The 17,135-nt window shown below is 54.9% G+C and carries 16 protein-coding genes; 7 read left to right on the forward strand and 9 right to left on the reverse strand.

Features of this window, described 5'->3' with window-relative positions; all coding sequences use genetic code 11:
* Nucleotides 1-2: 2 nt before the first annotated feature.
* Genes C8N30_RS18610 through C8N30_RS18640 form a run of 7 tightly spaced genes read left to right on the forward strand, consistent with a single transcriptional unit; the run spans nucleotide 3 to nucleotide 7,745 of the window.
* Complete coding sequence (locus C8N30_RS18610; protein ID WP_015063241.1) at nucleotides 3-959, forward strand: branched-chain amino acid ABC transporter permease; 957 nt, start codon at nucleotides 3-5, stop codon at nucleotides 957-959.
* Nucleotides 956-2,254 (forward strand): branched-chain amino acid ABC transporter permease, encoded by a 1,299-nt coding sequence (locus tag C8N30_RS18615; RefSeq protein WP_015063242.1) that lies wholly within the window; start codon nucleotides 956-958, stop codon nucleotides 2,252-2,254. Before C8N30_RS18610 ends, C8N30_RS18615 begins: the two co-directional genes overlap by 4 nt.
* On the forward strand, nucleotides 2,251-3,012 hold the full coding sequence (locus C8N30_RS18620) for an ABC transporter ATP-binding protein (protein WP_015063243.1): 762 nt from the start codon (nucleotides 2,251-2,253) through the stop codon (nucleotides 3,010-3,012). Before C8N30_RS18615 ends, C8N30_RS18620 begins: the two co-directional genes overlap by 4 nt.
* Entirely contained in the window at nucleotides 3,012-3,713 is a 702-nt protein-coding gene (locus C8N30_RS18625; protein ID WP_015063244.1) for an ABC transporter ATP-binding protein, read from the forward strand. Before C8N30_RS18620 ends, C8N30_RS18625 begins: the two co-directional genes overlap by 1 nt.
* Entirely contained in the window at nucleotides 3,713-4,918 is a 1,206-nt protein-coding gene (locus C8N30_RS18630) for a serine hydrolase domain-containing protein (RefSeq protein WP_015063245.1), read from the forward strand. Before C8N30_RS18625 ends, C8N30_RS18630 begins: the two co-directional genes overlap by 1 nt.
* The gene (locus C8N30_RS18635) at nucleotides 4,915-6,867 is read left to right on the forward strand and encodes an acetoacetate--CoA ligase (RefSeq protein WP_015063246.1); all 1,953 of its coding nucleotides are present in this window, start codon (nucleotides 4,915-4,917) and stop codon (nucleotides 6,865-6,867) included. The genes C8N30_RS18630 and C8N30_RS18635 overlap by 4 nt, the downstream gene beginning before the upstream one ends.
* An 11-nt stretch (nucleotides 6,868-6,878) precedes the next feature.
* Nucleotides 6,879-7,745, forward strand: coding sequence for an acyl-CoA thioesterase (locus C8N30_RS18640; protein WP_015063247.1), 867 nt, complete (start codon nucleotides 6,879-6,881; stop codon nucleotides 7,743-7,745).
* Nucleotides 7,746-7,822: 77 nt separating this feature from the next.
* Here C8N30_RS18640 and C8N30_RS18645 read toward each other — a convergent pair whose 3' ends face one another.
* The 9 genes from C8N30_RS18645 to C8N30_RS18685 all read right to left on the reverse strand — a co-directional run bounded on the left by C8N30_RS18645 (nucleotide 7,823) and on the right by C8N30_RS18685 (nucleotide 16,918).
* Complete coding sequence (locus C8N30_RS18645) at nucleotides 7,823-8,194, reverse strand: VOC family protein (protein ID WP_015063248.1); 372 nt, start codon at nucleotides 8,192-8,194, stop codon at nucleotides 7,823-7,825.
* Between the two features lie 9 nt (nucleotides 8,195-8,203).
* The gene (locus C8N30_RS18650; protein WP_015063249.1) at nucleotides 8,204-8,977 is read right to left on the reverse strand and encodes an SDR family oxidoreductase; all 774 of its coding nucleotides are present in this window, start codon (nucleotides 8,975-8,977) and stop codon (nucleotides 8,204-8,206) included.
* Nucleotides 8,978-8,980: 3 nt separating this feature from the next.
* The gene (locus tag C8N30_RS18655) at nucleotides 8,981-9,751 is read right to left on the reverse strand and encodes an SDR family NAD(P)-dependent oxidoreductase (RefSeq protein ID WP_015063250.1); all 771 of its coding nucleotides are present in this window, start codon (nucleotides 9,749-9,751) and stop codon (nucleotides 8,981-8,983) included.
* Nucleotides 9,748-11,034 carry an acyl-CoA dehydrogenase family protein gene (locus C8N30_RS18660; RefSeq protein ID WP_015063251.1) on the reverse strand — a complete coding sequence of 429 codons (1,287 nt, stop codon included), beginning with the start codon at nucleotides 11,032-11,034 and terminating at the stop codon, nucleotides 9,748-9,750. The genes C8N30_RS18655 and C8N30_RS18660 overlap by 4 nt, the downstream gene beginning before the upstream one ends.
* 58 nt (nucleotides 11,035-11,092) lie before the next feature.
* A complete protein-coding gene (locus tag C8N30_RS18665; RefSeq protein WP_015063252.1) occupies nucleotides 11,093-11,872 on the reverse strand; it encodes an enoyl-CoA hydratase-related protein in 780 nt (259 codons plus the stop codon).
* On the reverse strand, nucleotides 11,869-13,158 hold the full coding sequence (locus C8N30_RS18670) for a 3-hydroxyacyl-CoA dehydrogenase (RefSeq protein WP_015063253.1): 1,290 nt from the start codon (nucleotides 13,156-13,158) through the stop codon (nucleotides 11,869-11,871). The genes C8N30_RS18665 and C8N30_RS18670 overlap by 4 nt, the downstream gene beginning before the upstream one ends.
* A complete protein-coding gene (locus C8N30_RS18675) occupies nucleotides 13,155-14,858 on the reverse strand; it encodes a class I adenylate-forming enzyme family protein (protein ID WP_015063254.1) in 1,704 nt (567 codons plus the stop codon). The genes C8N30_RS18670 and C8N30_RS18675 overlap by 4 nt, the downstream gene beginning before the upstream one ends.
* A gap of 562 nt (nucleotides 14,859-15,420) precedes the next feature.
* Nucleotides 15,421-15,972, reverse strand: a complete 552-nt coding sequence (locus C8N30_RS18680) for a hypothetical protein (protein ID WP_015063255.1) — start codon at nucleotides 15,970-15,972, stop codon at nucleotides 15,421-15,423.
* A 178-nt stretch (nucleotides 15,973-16,150) separates the two neighbouring features.
* Entirely contained in the window at nucleotides 16,151-16,918 is a 768-nt protein-coding gene (locus C8N30_RS18685) for a sulfotransferase (RefSeq protein WP_025060865.1), read from the reverse strand.
* Nucleotides 16,919-17,135 lie beyond the last annotated feature (217 nt).

The following is a 17,135-nucleotide window of genomic DNA, read 5'->3' on the forward strand; positions in this document are numbered from 1 at the left end:
CCATGGACCTCATTCTCGTCAATCTGATCGACGGGCTGGTAACTGGACTGCTGTTGTTTATGCTATCTGCCGGCCTGACCCTTATTTTCTCGATGATGGGCGTTCTGAACTTTGCCCATGCCAGCTTTTATATGCTTGGTGCATATTTTGGCTACCAGATCAGCATGGCGCTGGGTTTTTGGATGGGTCTCCTGATCGCACCACTGGTTGTAGGCGTTTTGGGTGCGGGGGTAGAACGGTATGGGTTGCGGCGTGTGCACCAATACGGTCACGTGCCAGAGCTGATATTTACCTTCGGCCTTGCCCTTCTGATCGAGGAGTTGGTGCAGTTTGTCTGGGGTAAGAACCAGTTGCCCTATTCGATCCCAGAGATTCTCAATTTCACGGCTTTCTCGATCTCCGGAAATTTCATTCCCGCCTACAAGATATTTATGATCTTTATCTCGGTCGGAATTTTCATCGGTCTCCTTTATGTCCTTACCAAAACCCGCGTCGGCATGATCATTCAGGCCGCCCTGAGTTATCCGCGCACGGTTGAGGCGTTGGGCCACAATGTACCGCTCATATTTATGGGTGTGTTCGGCGTGGGTACGGCGCTGGCAGGTGTCGCAGGTGTAATTGCGGGGCCGGTGTTGGGTACATTCCCCGGTATGGCCTTTGTTCTGGGTCCGATTGTCTTTGTGACGATCGTGATTGGGGGGCTGGGTTCGCTTTGGGGTGCGCTTGCGGCCTCATTGCTGATCGGTTGGATGACGACATTCGCCAAGGCCTACAACATCGAGCTATCGAGTATCCTTAATTTCATCGGTCTGAGCAGACCGGAGAATATGGATGAAAGCCTGTTTCGTGATTTCTGGAGTATGACCAGTCCGCAAATCGCAGATATCCTCCCCTATATCCTGATGGTGTTGATCCTTATCTTCCGCCCTGCAGGCCTGTTCGGAAAGCGTACACAATGACCGGTCAGACAAAAACAAACCCGTCCAAAACTGCCCAGTCGGCGCCTACAGGCTCTGTACTGTTTGCTGTGCTGCCTTGGATACTCGCAGCACTGTTGCTGGCCGTCTTGCCGCAGGTGTTCTCCAATAACTCCGCACTGACCATCATGAACCAGATGTCGATCACAATTGTGTTTGCGTTGGCGTATAACATGCTTCTGGGGCAGGGTGGCATGCTCTCCTTCGGGCATGCGGTCTATGCGGGTGTCGGCGGTTTTGCCTGCATGCATATCATGAACACCTCCGAGTTTTTCTCATCCATCCCGCTGGTGATCCTGCCGTTCTTTGGCGGATTGTTCGGCATGGCGTTCGCGGCACTGATCGGTAGCTTTTCGACGCGCACAGCGGGTACGACCTTTGCTATGATCACGCTGGGATTGGGCGAGCTGATTGCCGCCTCGTCGCTGATCTTCGTCGCATTCTTTGGGGGTGAGGGCGGTATATCGGGTGATCGTACAGACGCGCTGCCGTTCTTTGGTGAGCAGTTCTTGCAGCAAGAGCAGGTCTATTACCTTACCGCAGCTTGGGTTCTTATATCTGCTGCATCAATGTATCTATGGAGCCGCACGCCGGTAGGCCGGATGGCGAATGCCGTGCGCGACAATCCAGAACGAGCAGAGTTTTTGGGGTATTCCGCACGATGGGTCCGCTATTACAGCTTTGTCGCATCAGGGTTTTTTGCGGGTGTGTCGGGTGGCCTTTTCGCTATCAACTACGAGATCCTGACCGAAGAGAACCTAAATGCTGTTTCATCGGGTATCATTTTGTTGGTGACCTTCCTCGGAGGTGTCGGGTTCTTTTTCGGGCCGATTATTGGGGCAATTACCTTCACCCTTTTACAAACTGTGCTGAGCCTTTCGACAGAACTTTGGGCATTTTATGCCGGTACGCTATTTGTCCTGACGGTGATGTTCTTTCCGGGCGGACTTGCGGGGCTGATTATGATGCACCTGCCTGCTCTGCGGTTGGGAAAGCTGGGACTGCTGGTTGTGCCGTATATCAAAACTCTGGTGCCCGGAGCGATCGGGATTTTGGGGCTGGCCGCGCTGGTCGAGATGACGTTCCATTACCGGCACGCAGCGGTTGGCGATCATGAGATGACGTTATTCTGGACGACCTTTGACAATCACACACTGTTGCCATGGATCATTGCTGGAGCAATCACATTGATCGGCTTTGGCATAGCCCGCGCCACAGCACCTGCGTTGAAAGATGCATGGAACGAAGCGAATACCGCAAGAAAGGCGCAGTCATGAGTACACCCGCCCTTGAACTTATCGGCCTTAAAAAGAGTTTTGGCAAAGCCGAGATTATTCGCGGTATCGACCTGTCGATCGGCAAAGCCGAGCGTCATGCGATTATCGGACCTAACGGTGCAGGTAAATCAACGCTCTTCAACTTGATCACTGCACGGTTTGCGCCCACATCGGGTTCTGTGAAATTACATGGCGAAAACCTTGCCGGACTTGAGCCATACCAGATCAACCGGAAGGGGTTGAGCCGATCGTTCCAGATCACCAATATTTTTGCGAATATGACGGTGTTTGAGAATGTTCGCTGCGCCTTACTGTGGTCTCAGGGTTATAAATACAGCTTCTGGAACTTGGTGAACCGCCAGCGGGAACTGACCGAGGGCGCCGAGGCCATTCTGGATGAGATCAACCTCCTTGGCCGCCGTAATCTGCCCGCAGGTACCCTTAGCTATGCCGAACAGCGCGCGCTGGAAATCGGGATCACGATTGCCGGCGGCGCCGATGTCATCATGCTCGACGAGCCGACAGCGGGGATGTCCAACACTGAAACTGATTACATCATGGACCTCATAATGCGCGTGACCGCGGGCAAAACCCTTGTGATGGTCGAGCACGACATGGGCGTGGTGTTCGGCCTTGCCGACCGTATCAGCGTTTTGGTTTACGGGGAGATTCTGGCCACAGGCGCACCAGCGGATGTGCGCGCGGATGCAAAAGTTCAAGAAGCCTATCTCGGCGCAGCACTGGAGGCAGAGCACTAATGATCGAAGTCACCGATATGCACGCCTATTATGGCAAATCACACATCCTTCAGGGTGTGAACCTGAACGTTCAGGAAGGCGAGATTGTCGCCCTTCTGGGGCGCAACGGGGTGGGCCGTTCCACCACCTGCAAAGCGATCATGGGCGAGGTCCAACCAAAGGGATCGGTCAAGTTTCGCGGGCAGGAGATTGCCGGTAAGAAGGCCTATGAGATTGCGAATATGGGCATCGGTTATGTGCCGGAAAACCGCGATATCTTTCCTGGCCTGACAACCCGCCAGAACCTGACACTGGGCCTTAAACCGGGTCAAAAAGACGGCGCAGGCCGCTGGTCAATGCAAATGATGTTCGAAATGTTTGAAAACCTTGACCGCCGTGCCGACGTCGAGGCAAGCGTGCTGTCGGGCGGTGAGCAACAAATGCTGACCATGTGTCGCACACTGATGGGCGATCCGGATTTTGTAATGATCGACGAGCCGACAGAAGGTCTCAGCCCGCAAATGGTGCAGAAGGTCGCGGAAGTTCTCAAAGCAATTGCCGAAAAGGGGATATCGACCCTGCTGGTGGAGCAAAAACTGTCGATCGCGATGGATATTGCGGACCGCGTTTATGTTATGGGCCACGGTCAGGTTGTATTTGAGGGAACGCCAAAAGAGCTGAAGGCACGTGAAGACGTGCGCAAGGAGTGGTTGGAAGTCTAATGCCGGGCTTTGATAAGGACCGCCTGAACCGCATCGCTGGATGGATGCAATCCTATGTGGATGACCGCCGCTTTGCAGGTGCCTCCGTGCTTGTCGCGCAAGGTGGGCGCGAGGCGTATTACCATGACTGTGGCCTGCGTGATGTGGCCTCTGGCTTGCCATGGCAGCGTGATACGGTTGCACGCATTTACTCCATGACAAAGCCGGTCACTTCTGTGGCTTTAATGATGCTGGCGGAGCGTGGATTAATCCACCTCGATGCGCCTTTATCGGATTTCATCCCTTCGTTCAAAGACATGCATTGTTTGCGTGCAGGTGCCACATCGATCGACCAGACCGAGGCCTGTGAGACGCCGACACTGCACCAGCTTCTGACCCATACTTCCGGCCTTAGCTATGGGTTCAACCCCGGCGTTTTGGGGAAGGCGATGGCAGAACAGCAGATCGAGTTTCGTGGTACAAAAGGCACGATGGCCGAGATGGCTGACCGCCTCTCTGTACTGCCGCTGGCCTTTGCACCGGGCACGCGTTGGGAATATTCGGTTGCTACCGATATCCTTGGCCGCGTGATTGAGGTCATTACCGGTAAAGCGCTCGAACAGGTTTTCATCGACGAGATATTCGATCCGCTGGGTATGAACGACACACGTTTCAAGGTACCTGCGCATGCCCATGACCGTTTCGCCGCCTGCTATACACCGCTGGCTGGAAGCGCGTTTTCTGTTGGTAAAGTCGATAAAAGTGCCGAGACATTGCGTGAATTGGACGGGTCCGCTAAATCTCCGTTCTTGCACCCGCAAATTCAGTCTGGCGGCGGTGGTCTTGTCGGTACAATCGATGATTATTTGAAGTTCACCGAGATGATGCGCACAGGCGGTGCCGGTATTATCGGTCCCAAAACGCTGGCGTTCATGATGCGCAACCATCTGGGCGGCGATATTGCGTCAATGGGTCCGCGCAGCTTTGCTGAACAACCTATGGAGGGGACGGGCTTTGGCCTTGGCGGCGCTATCATGCTGGACCCAGGTCGCGCCCGTGCACCGGGCAGTATTGGTGATTTTAGCTGGGGGGGCATGGCGTCTACCGCGTTCTGGATTGATCCGGTCAACGAGCTGTCGGTGATTTTCTTCACCCAGCTTATCCCGAGTAGTTCCTATCCCGCACGCCCCCAGCTTAGAGCGTTGATCCACGGAGCGCTGACGTGAACCGTGTTCTGTGGACACCGACGGCAGAGCGCGCCGAGGCATCGACCATGGCGGCGTTCGAGCGGTTTGTGCGCGACACCCGCGGCCTTACATTTTCCGATTATAACGAGATGTGGGAGTGGAGCGTTACAGACCTCGATGCTTTTTGGGCGTCGATCTGGGATTTTTTCAACGTCCGCGCGAGCGTCTCGTATGATAAAATCCTCGGTTCACGCAGTATGCCCGGGGCGCAGTGGTGCCCCGGTGCGATGCTCAATTACGCTGAAAATATCCTGCGCCATGCCGAAGGGCGCGAGGACCATCCCGCCCTCGTAAGTATGTCCGAGACGTTGGGGCGCAAAGAGCTTTCATGGGGCGAACTGCGCTCGCAAGTCGCATCTGTCGCACATAACCTGAAAGCGATGGGTGTCACGCAGGGCGACCGCGTAGTGGCGGTACTGCCCAATACAGAAATTGCACTTATTGCATTCCTCGCCACTGCAAGCATTGGCGCGGCGTGGTCGCTTTGTGCGCCGGATATGGGTCATGTTGCGATCCTCGACCGGTTCAAACAGATTGCGCCAAAGGTGTTCATCTCGCAGGATGGTTATACCCATTTGGGTAAAACTGTAGATCGCCGCGAGGTGCTGGCCGAGATTACCGCTGGTCTGCCGAGCGTGGTGCAGTTTGTAACCCTTCCGGTTATGGGCAATCTGCCCGAAGGCCATGCTGAGTGGGACAGTCTGTTGCACGAGGACGTAAGTTTTACTCCTACGCAGGTGCCTTTCGACCAACCGCTTTGGATCGTCTATTCGTCCGGCACAACGGGCAATCCAAAACCAATCGTACATGGCCATGGCGGCGTGGTGCTAGAAGCCGCGAAGCAGTCGCTCCACCATGATATAACCCGCGATGACCGCTTTTGCTGGCTTACGTCGTCTGGCTGGATCATGTGGAATGCACAATGGATGGCACTGGGTCAGGGGGCGACCGTTTGCCTTTTTGACGGCGCGCCGAACCATCCTGACATGTTGGCACTCTGGCGTTTTGCCGCCGAGGAAAAACTGACTTATCTTGGGGCAGGTGCCGCATTTTTTGCGGGATGTCTTAAGGCTGGTATCACACCTCGTGATGCCGTCGATCTGTCGCATCTGCGCTCACTTGGCTCAACCGGATCACCGCTCAGCGCTGATGCCTATGACTGGATTTACCGTGACGTGAAGGCCGACGTTTGGCTTGCGCCCATTTCAGGCGGTACCGATTTGGCTGGCGCGTTTGTTCTTGGCCACCCTGGCATGCCCGTGCGCGCAGGCGAAATGCAGTGCCGCGCCTTGGGCAATGCCGTGCGCGCCTATGATCCATTCGGACAGGAACTTATTGGCGAAGTGGGAGAGCTGGTTTGCACTGAACCGTTGCCTTCCATGCCGCTCTATTTCTGGGGCGATGATGACGGCACTCGTTTGTTTGAGAGCTACTACGATACCTATCCCGGTATCTGGCGCCACGGTGACTGGATCAGCATTGATGCAACTGGCGCCAGCGTAATTTATGGCCGCTCGGATGCTACGATAAACCGGAAGGGGCTGCGTCTGGGCTCTGCCGAGATCTATCAGGCGGTAGAGGGACTTGATGAGATCCTGGACAGTCTCGTTGTCGATCTGGAGTTTCTGGGCCGTGAGAGTTTCATGCCCCTGTTTGTGGTCCCTGCGTCAGGGATATGCTTTGACGAAACCCTTAAACAAAAAATTAATGATGCGATCCGCAAAGGTGTTTCTGCCCGCTTTATCCCGAATGAAATCGTCGAAGTTGTGCAAATTCCGCGAACGTTGTCAGGTAAAAAGCTTGAGGTTCCGGTAAAAAAGCTGTTGTTGGGAGGGGACCCCGCAACTGTGGTGAACCGTGACAGCATGGCAAACCCCGACAGCTTTGACTTTTTTATCGCCTATGCGGATGCACGGGCCACGACCTGAAAGCCCCCGATATGAGCACCGCCGCCGATCAACTGCTGGAACTTCTGGATATTGAACAGCTGGAGGTCGATCTGTTTCGGGGTATGGGCAACGGCGGCGAGACGACGACCCGCATCTTTGGTGGGCACGTCATTGCCCAAGCATTGATGGCTGCGTACCGCACGGTTCCCGACCGTTTGTGCCACAGTTTGCATGCGTATTTCATACGCCCTGGCGATCCGAAAATACCAGTGATTTATCAGGTTGATCGTGCTCGTGATGGCGGAAGTTTTACCACCCGCCGTGTCGTCGCGATCCAGCATGGGAAACAGATTTTCAACCTCTCGGCATCATTCCACATTGATGAAGAGGGCTGGGACTTCCAGCATAAGATGCCGCAGGTAGGCACGCCCGAAGAATGGCCGAACCGAGACGAGTTGCGGGAGGCCCATGTTGACAAGATCCCAGAGAGGTTTCGCGATGATTTTATGCGCGAGCGCCCTATCGAACTACGTGAAGTAGCTCCCCGCGATTTTTTTACGCCTGAAAAAGCGTCTGATCGTAATCACTTGTGGTTTAGGATGGAGGCGGCCAAAGGGCAGGGGCCACAAATGCAACATTGCTTGCTCGCCTATGCCTCGGATATGAACCTTCTTGGCTCGTCCCTGCGCCCGCATGGGCTGACATGGTTTCAGGGTAATGTCATGAGTGCCAGCCTTGATCATGCCATGTGGTTCCATGGCCCCATCCAATTCAGTGATTGGCATCTTTACGATCTGGATGCACCTTGGACTGGAAAGGCCCGTGGTTTCAACCGTGGTTCGATCTACAGTGCTGATGGTACTTTGGTTGCGAGTGTCGCCCAAGAAGGCCTCGTGCGCCCCCTCAAGAAAAAATAAGCCGCCCCTATAGACGGCTCATTCTTCATTTTTACTGTAAACTCAATTGATCGCACAACCTATGCGGCGAATTGAATTTATCCAAACATAAAGAAGCACAGCTTGTTGCCGTCTGGGTCCCGCACGTATGAGCCGTAAAACCGGTCAGGTATGCGCTGGCCCGGAGGTCCGTCACAAGTGGCGCCCAACTCCAGCGCGCGGGCATGCAGGCGGTCGGCTTCCTCTTTTTCCGCGATTGGGAAAGCGATCATAACGCCATTGCCAGGATTGCAGGCTTCACCGTCGTACGGTTCGCAAACGGCCAGCATTGGCTCGCCGCGTTTAGTACCGATAAACGCGATCCGCCCCGCGTCGATCACGACTTTCGCCCCTTTGTCTGCAAACAGATCGCAGTAGAATTTTTTGGCGCGCTCCATGTCGCTCACGCCGATGGTGGTATAGCCAATCATCTTATGGTCCTAATCGTCAAAGCTGCCAAAGCGGCGGTTGAGTTTGCGCATGCCGCCGATCCAGCGGTCATAGTTGTCTGTTTTGTTACGCATGTAGGTCTCGACTTCTTTGTGTGGGAGCACAAGAAACGATTCCGCGCGGATGGTTTGTACGCAGGCCTCTGCAACAGGGCCCGGCTCCATCATGCCGTCAATCGCAGCTACATGTTCCTCATGGCCCCGCGTCATTTCTGTGCGCACAGCCTGAGGGCAAAGCACTGACACCTTGATGCCAAGGTCGCCATAGCTGAGTGCGAGCCATTCTGCCAAGCCAACAGCCGCATGTTTTGTCACGCCATATGGCGCGCTGCCGATCTGGTTGAGCAAACCCGCAGCTGATGCGGTGTTGAGAAGATAGCCACCGCCGCGCGCGGACATCAGTGGTACGAGGTGACGTGCAGCCCAAACGTGGGACATCACGTTGATCTCCCAAATCCGCTGCCATGCATCATCCTCGACCTCGACGCCGCCTGCGACCGAAATGCCTGCGTTCGAGCAAAAAAGGTCGATGGGACCCAGATCTGCTTCGACCGCGTCGATCATGTCGGTAATCTGGTCCTTGACCGAAACATCAACATGATAGGCCTTCCCGCCCATCATTTTGGCTGTTTCTTCGGCACCAGCCATATCGCGGTCAACGCATGCGATATGTTTGGCACCTTCTTCGGCATAGCGCAGGCACATCGCCCGCCCTATGCCCGATGCTGCTCCTGTTACGACGATAATTTTATCTTTGAGTTCCATCGTTCAGGTCCACATATTCGAGCCGCCACAGACGGTGAGCGCCTGACCGGTCATATATTTGCTCGCATCTGATGCGAGGAATACGGCAAGCCCTGCAAAGTCTTCAGGATCGCCCAAACGACGCAGAGGGATCTCGTTCTCGATCCGATTTGCGACTTCGGGATTATCCCAAAGTTCGCGGGCAAACTCTGTCTTGACCAGACCGGGACAGATCGCGTTAAAGCGGATGCCATTTGGTCCGAACTCGGCGGCGAGGTTACGTACCAGACCGATCAGCGCCAGCTTTGACATGCCATAAGTGCCCAGCATCACCGAGGGTTTGAACGCTCCGATCGAAGAGGTAAACGCCATTGAGCCACCGCCCGATGCCACCATGTCAGGTGCTACCATCTGTGCAAGCCAAAGGTTCGAGCGCACATTCGCATCCATCGTTTTCGTATAGGCCTCATCGGGGATTTCGGAGGTTTTCCCGTAATAGGGGTTAACCCCCGCATTCCCGATCACGCAATCGATAGGACCTGCGAGATCATGCGTGGTGTCGACCAGCAGTTGCAGCTGCTCTTTGTATCCAACATTACACGCAACCGCATGGGCGCGGCCTTTGCCAAGGGCGTTAATACCCTTGGCGGCTTCGTCCAGTTGTTCCTGCTTGCGCGCGGATATTACGACGGTCGCACCGTGTTCTGCCAATGCGGTGGCCATCGCCAGGCCCATCCCTTTGGATGCGCCTGTGAGAAGTGCTACCTTTCCGGTCAGATCAAACAGCTCACTCATACGCCGCTCCGCGAGCGGCCGGTAGCAATCTCGTTCCGTGCAGCGTGGGTGCGGGAATTGCTTTCTTTGTAATCCTTCACTTCTGCACGGGCGATCACGTGGTGGTGCACTTCATCAGGACCATCCGCATAGCGCAGGGTGCGCTGTGCTGTATACATGCCGGACAGGGGCGACCATTGGGAAATGCCCGTTGCACCGTGCACCTGCATCGCCTGATCAATAATGTCACAGACCTGCTCCGGCACTTTTGCCTTGATCATCGAGACCCAGATACGCGCCTCTTTGTTCCCCAGCACATCCATCGCTTTGGCTGCTTTGAGGACCAGCAAACGCATGGATTCGATCTCGATCTTGGCGCGGGAAATTGTTTCCATGTTCTTGCCCAGATCAATGACCTTCTTGCCGAACGCTTCGCGCGACAAGCCACGCTCAATCATCAGATCAAGCGCTTTTTCCGCAGCCCCGATTGAGCGCATGCAGTGGTGAATACGGCCAGGTCCAAGGCGGACTTGGGAAATTTCGAAGCCCTTGCCCTCACCCCACAGAATGTTCGCCTCCGGTACGCGTACGTTGGTGAATTTGATGTGCATGTGGCCGTGTGGCGCATCGTCATGGCCGAATACGTGCATCGGCCCTACAATCTCCACGCCGGGGGTGTCGATAGGGACAAGGATCTGGGATTGCTGGCGAAACGGCTCTGCATCGGGAGATGTTTTTACCATGGTGATCATGATCTTGCAGCGCGGATCGCCGGCACCGGAAATATAGTATTTCTCGCCGTTGATGACCCACTCACCATTCTCGAGTACCGCGGAGGTCGAGATATTCTTGGCATCCGAGGACGCCATATCAGGCTCTGTCATTGCGAAAGCAGAGCGGATTTTGCCTGCGAGGAGCGGCTTGAGCCACTGTTCTTTCTGCTCTGGGGTGCCGATGCGCTCCAGCACTTCCATGTTACCCGTATCGGGAGCGTTACAATTCAGGGTCTCTGGTGCCAGCGGGCTCTTGCCGAGCTCTGCGGCGATATAGGCGTAATCGAGGTTGCTGAGACCCTCACCGGTTTCGGCGTTTGGCAAAAAGAAGTTCCAAAGACCGGCATCGCGCGCCTTTTGCTTGGCTTCCTCCAGCAGCTCCAGCTGACCAGGTGCATAGGACCAGCGGTCTGCACGGCCCTCTCCGAGACGGAAAAACTCGTCCGTCATCGGGTCCACATTTTCGCGGATGTGCTTAATCACTGCTGCCAGAAGCGGCTTTGCCTTTTCGGACATTGCCAGATTGTTCATTTCCATTGGTGTATCAGACATACGATGTCTCCTTTTGATTTGGTTTGCGTCCGGGGGATTACTTGTTCACCCACTCCGGTTTGCGTTTCTCGACAAAGGCGTTAACGCCCTCTTTGAAATCTTCGGTTTTGCTGAGGTCTGCGATGACCTCGCGGGAATAGGCGATACTGTCCTGCATGCCGTCGCGGGCATACATATCGTTCAGCACCCGCTTGGTCGCTTTGACCGCCGAGGGGGAGACCGAGCAAAGCTGCTCAGCTTTTTCCATCGCTTTTGCCATCAACTGGTCCGCAGGATGCACCGCATTGACACATCCCATCGCCAGCGCTTCGTCCGCCATTATCGTCCGGCCCGTTAGCATCAATTCCTGAGCAGCCAGCCGCCCGATATAGCGCGACAGGCGCTGCACGCCGGAAGCTGCGGCGAAAAACCCTACCTTAACTTCGGGAAGGGCAAATTTGGCCGTCTCGGAGGCGAGGATAATATCGCAAGACAGGGCGGTCTCGAATCCGCCACCCATAGCAAATCCGTTGACTGCTGCGACGATAGGCTTTTCCAGATCGAAGCGTGAGGACAGCCCGGCAAAACCTGTAGGTGTCATAGTCGCCCGTGCACCGCCTGCTGCTGTCGCCTTGAGGTCATTGCCTGCACAGAATGCCTTGTCCCCGGCACCTGTCAGGATCGCAACCCACAGATCCTGGTCGGCGGCAAACGCATCCCAGCAGGCGGCCATCTCGTTGTGCATGTCGATGTGTACCGCGTTGTAAACGTCAGGGCGGTTCATTGTCACAATCAGGATATGGCCCTTTTTTTCGGTCGTAATATAGTCGTAGCTCATACCTTCAGCCCTCCGGTATCAATCTCGGTAAATTTGCCGCCTGTAGCTGCCAGCTTGCGCAATGTCTCGGCAGGACTAAAAGCAGGATCATCTGCCCCTAATTCCTCCATACGGTCTAATATGGCCTGCGCACCGACCATATCAGCATAGAACATTGGCCCGCCCTTATCTGCAGGCCAGCCATAGCCGTTGAGCCAGACCACATCGATGTCCGACGGACGCTGGGCTTTGTTCTCTTCCAAAATCTTAACCGCTTCATTGATCATCGGATAAATACAGATCTCGATAATTTCGTCGGCGCTCATGCTTGAAGCTTCGGCACCTGTCACGTTCTTGATAATGCCCGCCGTCACATCAGACGGCACGGGGCGACGGTTTTCGTCATAGTCATAGTAGCCTGCTTGGGTTTTCTGGCCGCGGCGGTCCATTTCGCACAGCATGTCGCGGATCGGGTTTTCGGTTGTCGCGCCTTTGGACCAACCGATATCAAGGCCGGCAAGATCGCTCATCTGGAATGGCCCCATTTTGAAGCCGAATGAGTTAAGTGCGGCGTCTACATCCCAAGGCATAAGACCCTTGGCGAGCAGCTTATTCGCCTGAATTTGACGTGCGAACAAAATGCGGTTGCCCACAAAGCCCGGGCAGACCCCGACAAGGGCGGCAATCTTGTTGATCTTTTGCGCCAGATCCATGGATGTCGCCACAACGTCATCAGCGGTATGGGCCGCGCGAACGATCTCGAGCAGTTTCATCACATTGGCAGGGGAGAAAAAGTGCAGGCCGATCACGTCTTGCGGTCTACGCGTCATCGCTGCGATCTCATTGATGTCCAGCGCCGAGGTGTTAGTGGCCAATATTGCACCCTCTTTGCAGACGCGGTCCAGCTCGGTGAAAATCTTACGCTTGAGGTCCATGTCTTCAAACACTGCCTCGATCACCAGATCACAGTCGGCCAGATCGGCCAGTTCCAGTCGCCCGTCAAAACGGTCCATCCGCGCCTCGACCTCATCTTGCGGGAACCGCCCCTTATCCGCAGAGCGCTGATAATTTCCACGCACGACCTTGAGGCCACGGTCAAGCGCTTCCTGAGTCGTCTCGACGATTTTGACGTTGTAACCGGCAGTCGCGAAATTCATCGCGATCCCGCCGCCCATGGTGCCTGCGCCGATGATGCCAACGGTCTTGATCTCGCGCTTTGGTGCATTCGCCTCAAGGCCCGGCACATGCCATGCCGCTTTTCCCGCCGCTGCGATATAATCGCTTGTTTCCTGAATTGTTGGTGTCATGTTGTTGCCTCTATTTTTTCCAGACAGGCCGCGCGCACACCGCGTCGGTCAAGTTTATCGGTTGCACCGCGCAAAAGGGCAGTGTGTTGCGTCCACAAATGCACAGGTATTTTGAATTTGGCCAGATGCCCGTCAAGGGCGGCGGCCATCTCGGCATCGCTTAGGCTTGCACCGGTACGTAGTTGCACGCAAGCGCCCACAACCTCGCCCAGACGGTCATCCGGTACCGAAAACGCGCAGGCTTCGATCACGTCTGGCAAACGGTGCAAGGCGCCTTCGACATCTAGACAGGCGATGTTTTCGCCACCACGAATGATAATATTTTTCTTACGATCCAGAATGGTAACGTAGCCTTCGGCATCCATCACCGCGAGGTCACCGGTACGCAGCCAGCCGTCCTGAAGCGTCTCTGCTGTCGCTTCGGGTTTGTTGAGATAACAGCGCATATTGGCGGGACTTTTGACCGTAATTTCGCCCAAAGCGCCAAGGGGTACGTCATTGCCCGCATCATCTAGCAGTCGAAGCTCCTGCAACGGCGGGTGAAGCTTACCGGCACTTTCGGGGCGGTTCACGTAATCATCCCCGATCATTCCAATGCCAAGAGCGTTTGTTTCCGTCATGCCCCAACCGGTGGCAATGCCCGCGTTTGGAAATGTATCGGCGAGTTGTGCTACTTGGGCAGCGGGACGTTTGGCACCGCCAGAGCCGAGATAATCGAGGGTATCGAGCGTCACCCCCGCATCGCGCGCCGCCATCATCAGTTCCGCCGATTGAGTCGGAACGCCGAGAAACCGCGTAATCTTCTCTTCCTGAATCAGGCGCACCGCATCTGCCGCATCCCATTTGCGCATCAGAGTGATGTGCGCGCCCGCCGGCAGGCTGAGTAAAAACAACGGATGCGTTGCAGTAACGTGGAACAGTGGCGTCGCTACAAGTGCGGAAGGGCGTAGGGGGGCAGGTGCGCCCGGCGCGGGAGGCGTAACCAATGGCGCCATCACTGCCTGCATGAGCCAGCTGAATACCGCGCTCACCGCGCTGCGGTGGGTTTGCACAACACCCTTGGGGTGGCCCGTGGTTCCGGAGGAATACATCACCGCGAAATCATCATCGGTGTCGATCACCACATCCAGTGGTGTGTCGGATGCGGATGTTTGAAGCGCGCTATAGGACAGATCAACCATCCCTTCACCATCCCGCACACCGACCAGAGACAGCGACATGTCGTCAACCAGCGGCAACAACCTCTCAATTCGCGGGCCATCTGCAAAAACCAGCTTTGCACCGCTGTCACCAAGGGCGTAGTCAAGCTCTTCGGTGGTCCACCAGGCGTTTACAAAAACGACTGTGGCCCCTGTTGCAGAGATTGCCAGTACTAGCGTCATCAACTCGGGATAATTACGCATTGCGATTGCAACCCGGTCACCTTTTGCAACGCCAAACTTGGTGTGCAGCACGTTGGCCACACGCCGCACCTCGTCGCAGAACGCGCCAAAGGTCCACCGCTCGCCCTCGTAGAGCAAATAATCTGCCGTACCGTCCGCATGCTGCGCCATTCCCGCAGCCATCAATGCTGGAACCGTCGCCGGAATATTCTGGAAGGCCTTGAATGTCACGCCGCGCACCACCGTAGGGGCAACAGCGAATGTCGGATTGGTCGCGATCACATGCGCGGCAGCGGCTTCTTGTGTCATGCCTGTCATGCTGCGCACCTTCTCAGGTAACAAACGTTTTTCATGGTGACCCTCCCAAGTCGAACAGGCTCGCGTGCCCGAATATGTCGGGTTGCGACTCTCTTTCACGGTAGACTAGGGGGAAACTTCAGGCCTGCCAATACCGCAGGTCGGAACTTCGTTTCGCAAATGCAGATTGATCGCGTTGCAGGGTCGTTCGTCCATGAACAACGACTAAACCGTTCGTTGGCAGCCGGTTTTTGTGCGCTTTCAATATAATAACTGCTCGGCGGTGTACCGCCTATACATTTATTCTGCAAAGCGACCCGATATTTTCGGAGTGCAATCGGTTTGGCGAAGCTCAATTCTATAGGTTATTTGTGGCGCGGTTCTGCTGCCGCTGAAAATGCAAACTGGAACATGGGCCCATGCATTCTTTCTTTGGGCTTATGCCCGCAACTGGTTTTGGTACCGCCCCCCAGATCACCTGCTTCATGACTTAGTAGATATTCTTGAATGTCTTAGGCGATCAAGGAGCATCAAATGCAAAATACCGCCAACAACGCGCTCCAGCGGCCAGAGCAACGGCAGGCTAAGCCGGGGGTGCCTTGTAGGATCCCGGTGTCATGAACTCTAAAAGGGGTGTTAGATCAGATGGCAATTCCACACCAAGAAAAGGCGCCATTTCACTAAGAAACGCTTCGGGCGCACGCATCGCCTGCTCATAGGATACAATCAATGTGGGTACGCGAAGGGCACCAATCATCGCCATGTTGAGGCTTGTCAACCTTAGCTGATTGTTGAGATGCTTCAGTACAGCAGGGCCATGTTTTTCATCATGCTCGATACGCCGGGCCGCACGCAATCCGGCAGGGACCGGATCTCGCAGCACCATCACAAGGTGAGGGTTCCTGACACTGGCAATTATGTCTTGGAGATAAGCATTCACGCGCGGGAACTTCCAGCCCCGAGATCGACCCACCGCGGTGCGTGCAATCACCGTCTGCTTGATTTGCTCCAGAAAGTCATCACGCGTCTGACCGCTACGTATTGCTCGGTCAAAGTTGAAGTCAGGATCTTCGATATTGTCCGGCAGGTCATTCCCCATGGAAATGCCTAAGCCGTGTATTGCACCTGCAACCATGCTAGTCTCGCCCCGGGGAACACCATCACAAATGACAGTTTTTGGTTGGTTTGAGACGGCACCTTTAAACAGTTAGCAATAGGGTTTCTTGTGATCTGTCATTCGATTTTCCTTAATTCAGCAGCGAGCGTGCAGGCAGGACCGATATATGCCCCGCCAATTCGCTAGGGACACTCTGTTACTTGTAAATCCATTGTTCACATACGGCGAAGTCGTTCAGGACACGATCCTGATCGCGGTGTGACAGAATGCCTTTGTACTCGAATACGATGTCTGCCGAGACGGTCTTGTTGCGGACGTTTTTATAGCGCAGTGAATCTATGATTGCGTGCTCAATCTTGAACGTTTCACCTACATGGGCGAACATTTCTTCCATCGAGTTTCGCGCATTCATCGCGAGGTTTTCCAGCCCGATCGCTTTTACACGCGCCGTTCCGGTGTGCATTGCAAACTGTTCATAACAGCTTGTCATGTATCTAAGTTTCGGTCCCCGGTAGCTGTCATACCATGTGTCAAAATCATCGGTTTTTGCGCGCTTGAAATCTGAACAAACGATTGCTCGCGGGTCTTTATAACTCACTAGAACGGGACAGTCGCAGCGCTCGAGAACTTTGGACAACTCGGACAGATACCGAGGGGTCTTGTCAAAGATCCTGTTGGTGTTTGCATTGATGACAGTAGAGGCTTCAGCAAGACGCATGTAGAACGTGTCAAAATCATCTGCATCACAACAATGATCCAGTTGCTCTTGTGTAATCCCCCAACCTTTAAGCATGTTTGTGGCGAAGGGTTGCAGGTCGCGAAACTCGTTCGGGGAAGATCTGAGCAGTACGCCTCCCTCAAATCCGGAATCTATGCCCTCTACCTGTCGGAACAGGTCAGAAATTAGTGTGGTGCCAGTATGTTCAAGGCCACAGACAACAAACAGAAGGGATACAGGGGACATTATAGGTTCCGGAAACAATTGATTTCACCAACAGATACCACTTTTCCAATCTTTCGCTAGGCCAAACGGTCCTGTGCTGGCGTTTTAGGGGGTAAATGCAACTGCAGTTTGCCTGTCAGAGTGCTTTGATTTGCGCCCGTATTGCGCTGCTTTGTGCGACTGTTTGCCCCCCGCAGCTCGAAGAGCTATTGGCTTGAACCAAAACGCTAACTGGGCT

The organism is Sulfitobacter guttiformis, from assembly GCF_003610455.1.
Classification (GTDB): Bacteria; Pseudomonadota; Alphaproteobacteria; order Rhodobacterales; family Rhodobacteraceae; genus Sulfitobacter; species Sulfitobacter guttiformis.

Coding starts and splice junctions, on each gene's coding strand:
- C8N30_RS18660 (WP_015063251.1), bottom strand. CDS start 11,034: ATGAACAATCTGGCAATGTCCGAAAAGGCAAAGCCGCTTCTGGCAGCA.
- C8N30_RS18670 (WP_015063253.1), bottom strand. CDS start 13,158: ATGACACCAACAATTCAGGAAACAAGCGATTATATCGCAGCGGCGGGA.
- C8N30_RS18650 (WP_015063249.1), bottom strand. CDS start 8,977: ATGGAACTCAAAGATAAAATTATCGTCGTAACAGGAGCAGCATCGGGC.
- C8N30_RS18675 (WP_015063254.1), bottom strand. CDS start 14,858: ATGACAGGCATGACACAAGAAGCCGCTGCCGCGCATGTGATCGCGACC.
- C8N30_RS18645 (WP_015063248.1), bottom strand. CDS start 8,194: ATGATTGGCTATACCACCATCGGCGTGAGCGACATGGAGCGCGCCAAA.
- C8N30_RS18655 (WP_015063250.1), bottom strand. CDS start 9,751: ATGAGTGAGCTGTTTGATCTGACCGGAAAGGTAGCACTTCTCACAGGC.
- C8N30_RS18620 (WP_015063243.1), top strand. CDS start 2,251: ATGAGTACACCCGCCCTTGAACTTATCGGCCTTAAAAAGAGTTTTGGC.
- C8N30_RS18615 (WP_015063242.1), top strand. CDS start 956: ATGACCGGTCAGACAAAAACAAACCCGTCCAAAACTGCCCAGTCGGCG.
- C8N30_RS18610 (WP_015063241.1), top strand. CDS start 3: ATGGACCTCATTCTCGTCAATCTGATCGACGGGCTGGTAACTGGACTG.
- C8N30_RS18685 (WP_025060865.1), bottom strand. CDS start 16,918: ATGTCCCCTGTATCCCTTCTGTTTGTTGTCTGTGGCCTTGAACATACT.
- C8N30_RS18680 (WP_015063255.1), bottom strand. CDS start 15,972: ATGGTTGCAGGTGCAATACACGGCTTAGGCATTTCCATGGGGAATGAC.
- C8N30_RS18665 (WP_015063252.1), bottom strand. CDS start 11,872: ATGAGCTACGACTATATTACGACCGAAAAAAAGGGCCATATCCTGATT.
- C8N30_RS18640 (WP_015063247.1), top strand. CDS start 6,879: ATGAGCACCGCCGCCGATCAACTGCTGGAACTTCTGGATATTGAACAG.
- C8N30_RS18625 (WP_015063244.1), top strand. CDS start 3,012: ATGATCGAAGTCACCGATATGCACGCCTATTATGGCAAATCACACATC.
- C8N30_RS18630 (WP_015063245.1), top strand. CDS start 3,713: ATGCCGGGCTTTGATAAGGACCGCCTGAACCGCATCGCTGGATGGATG.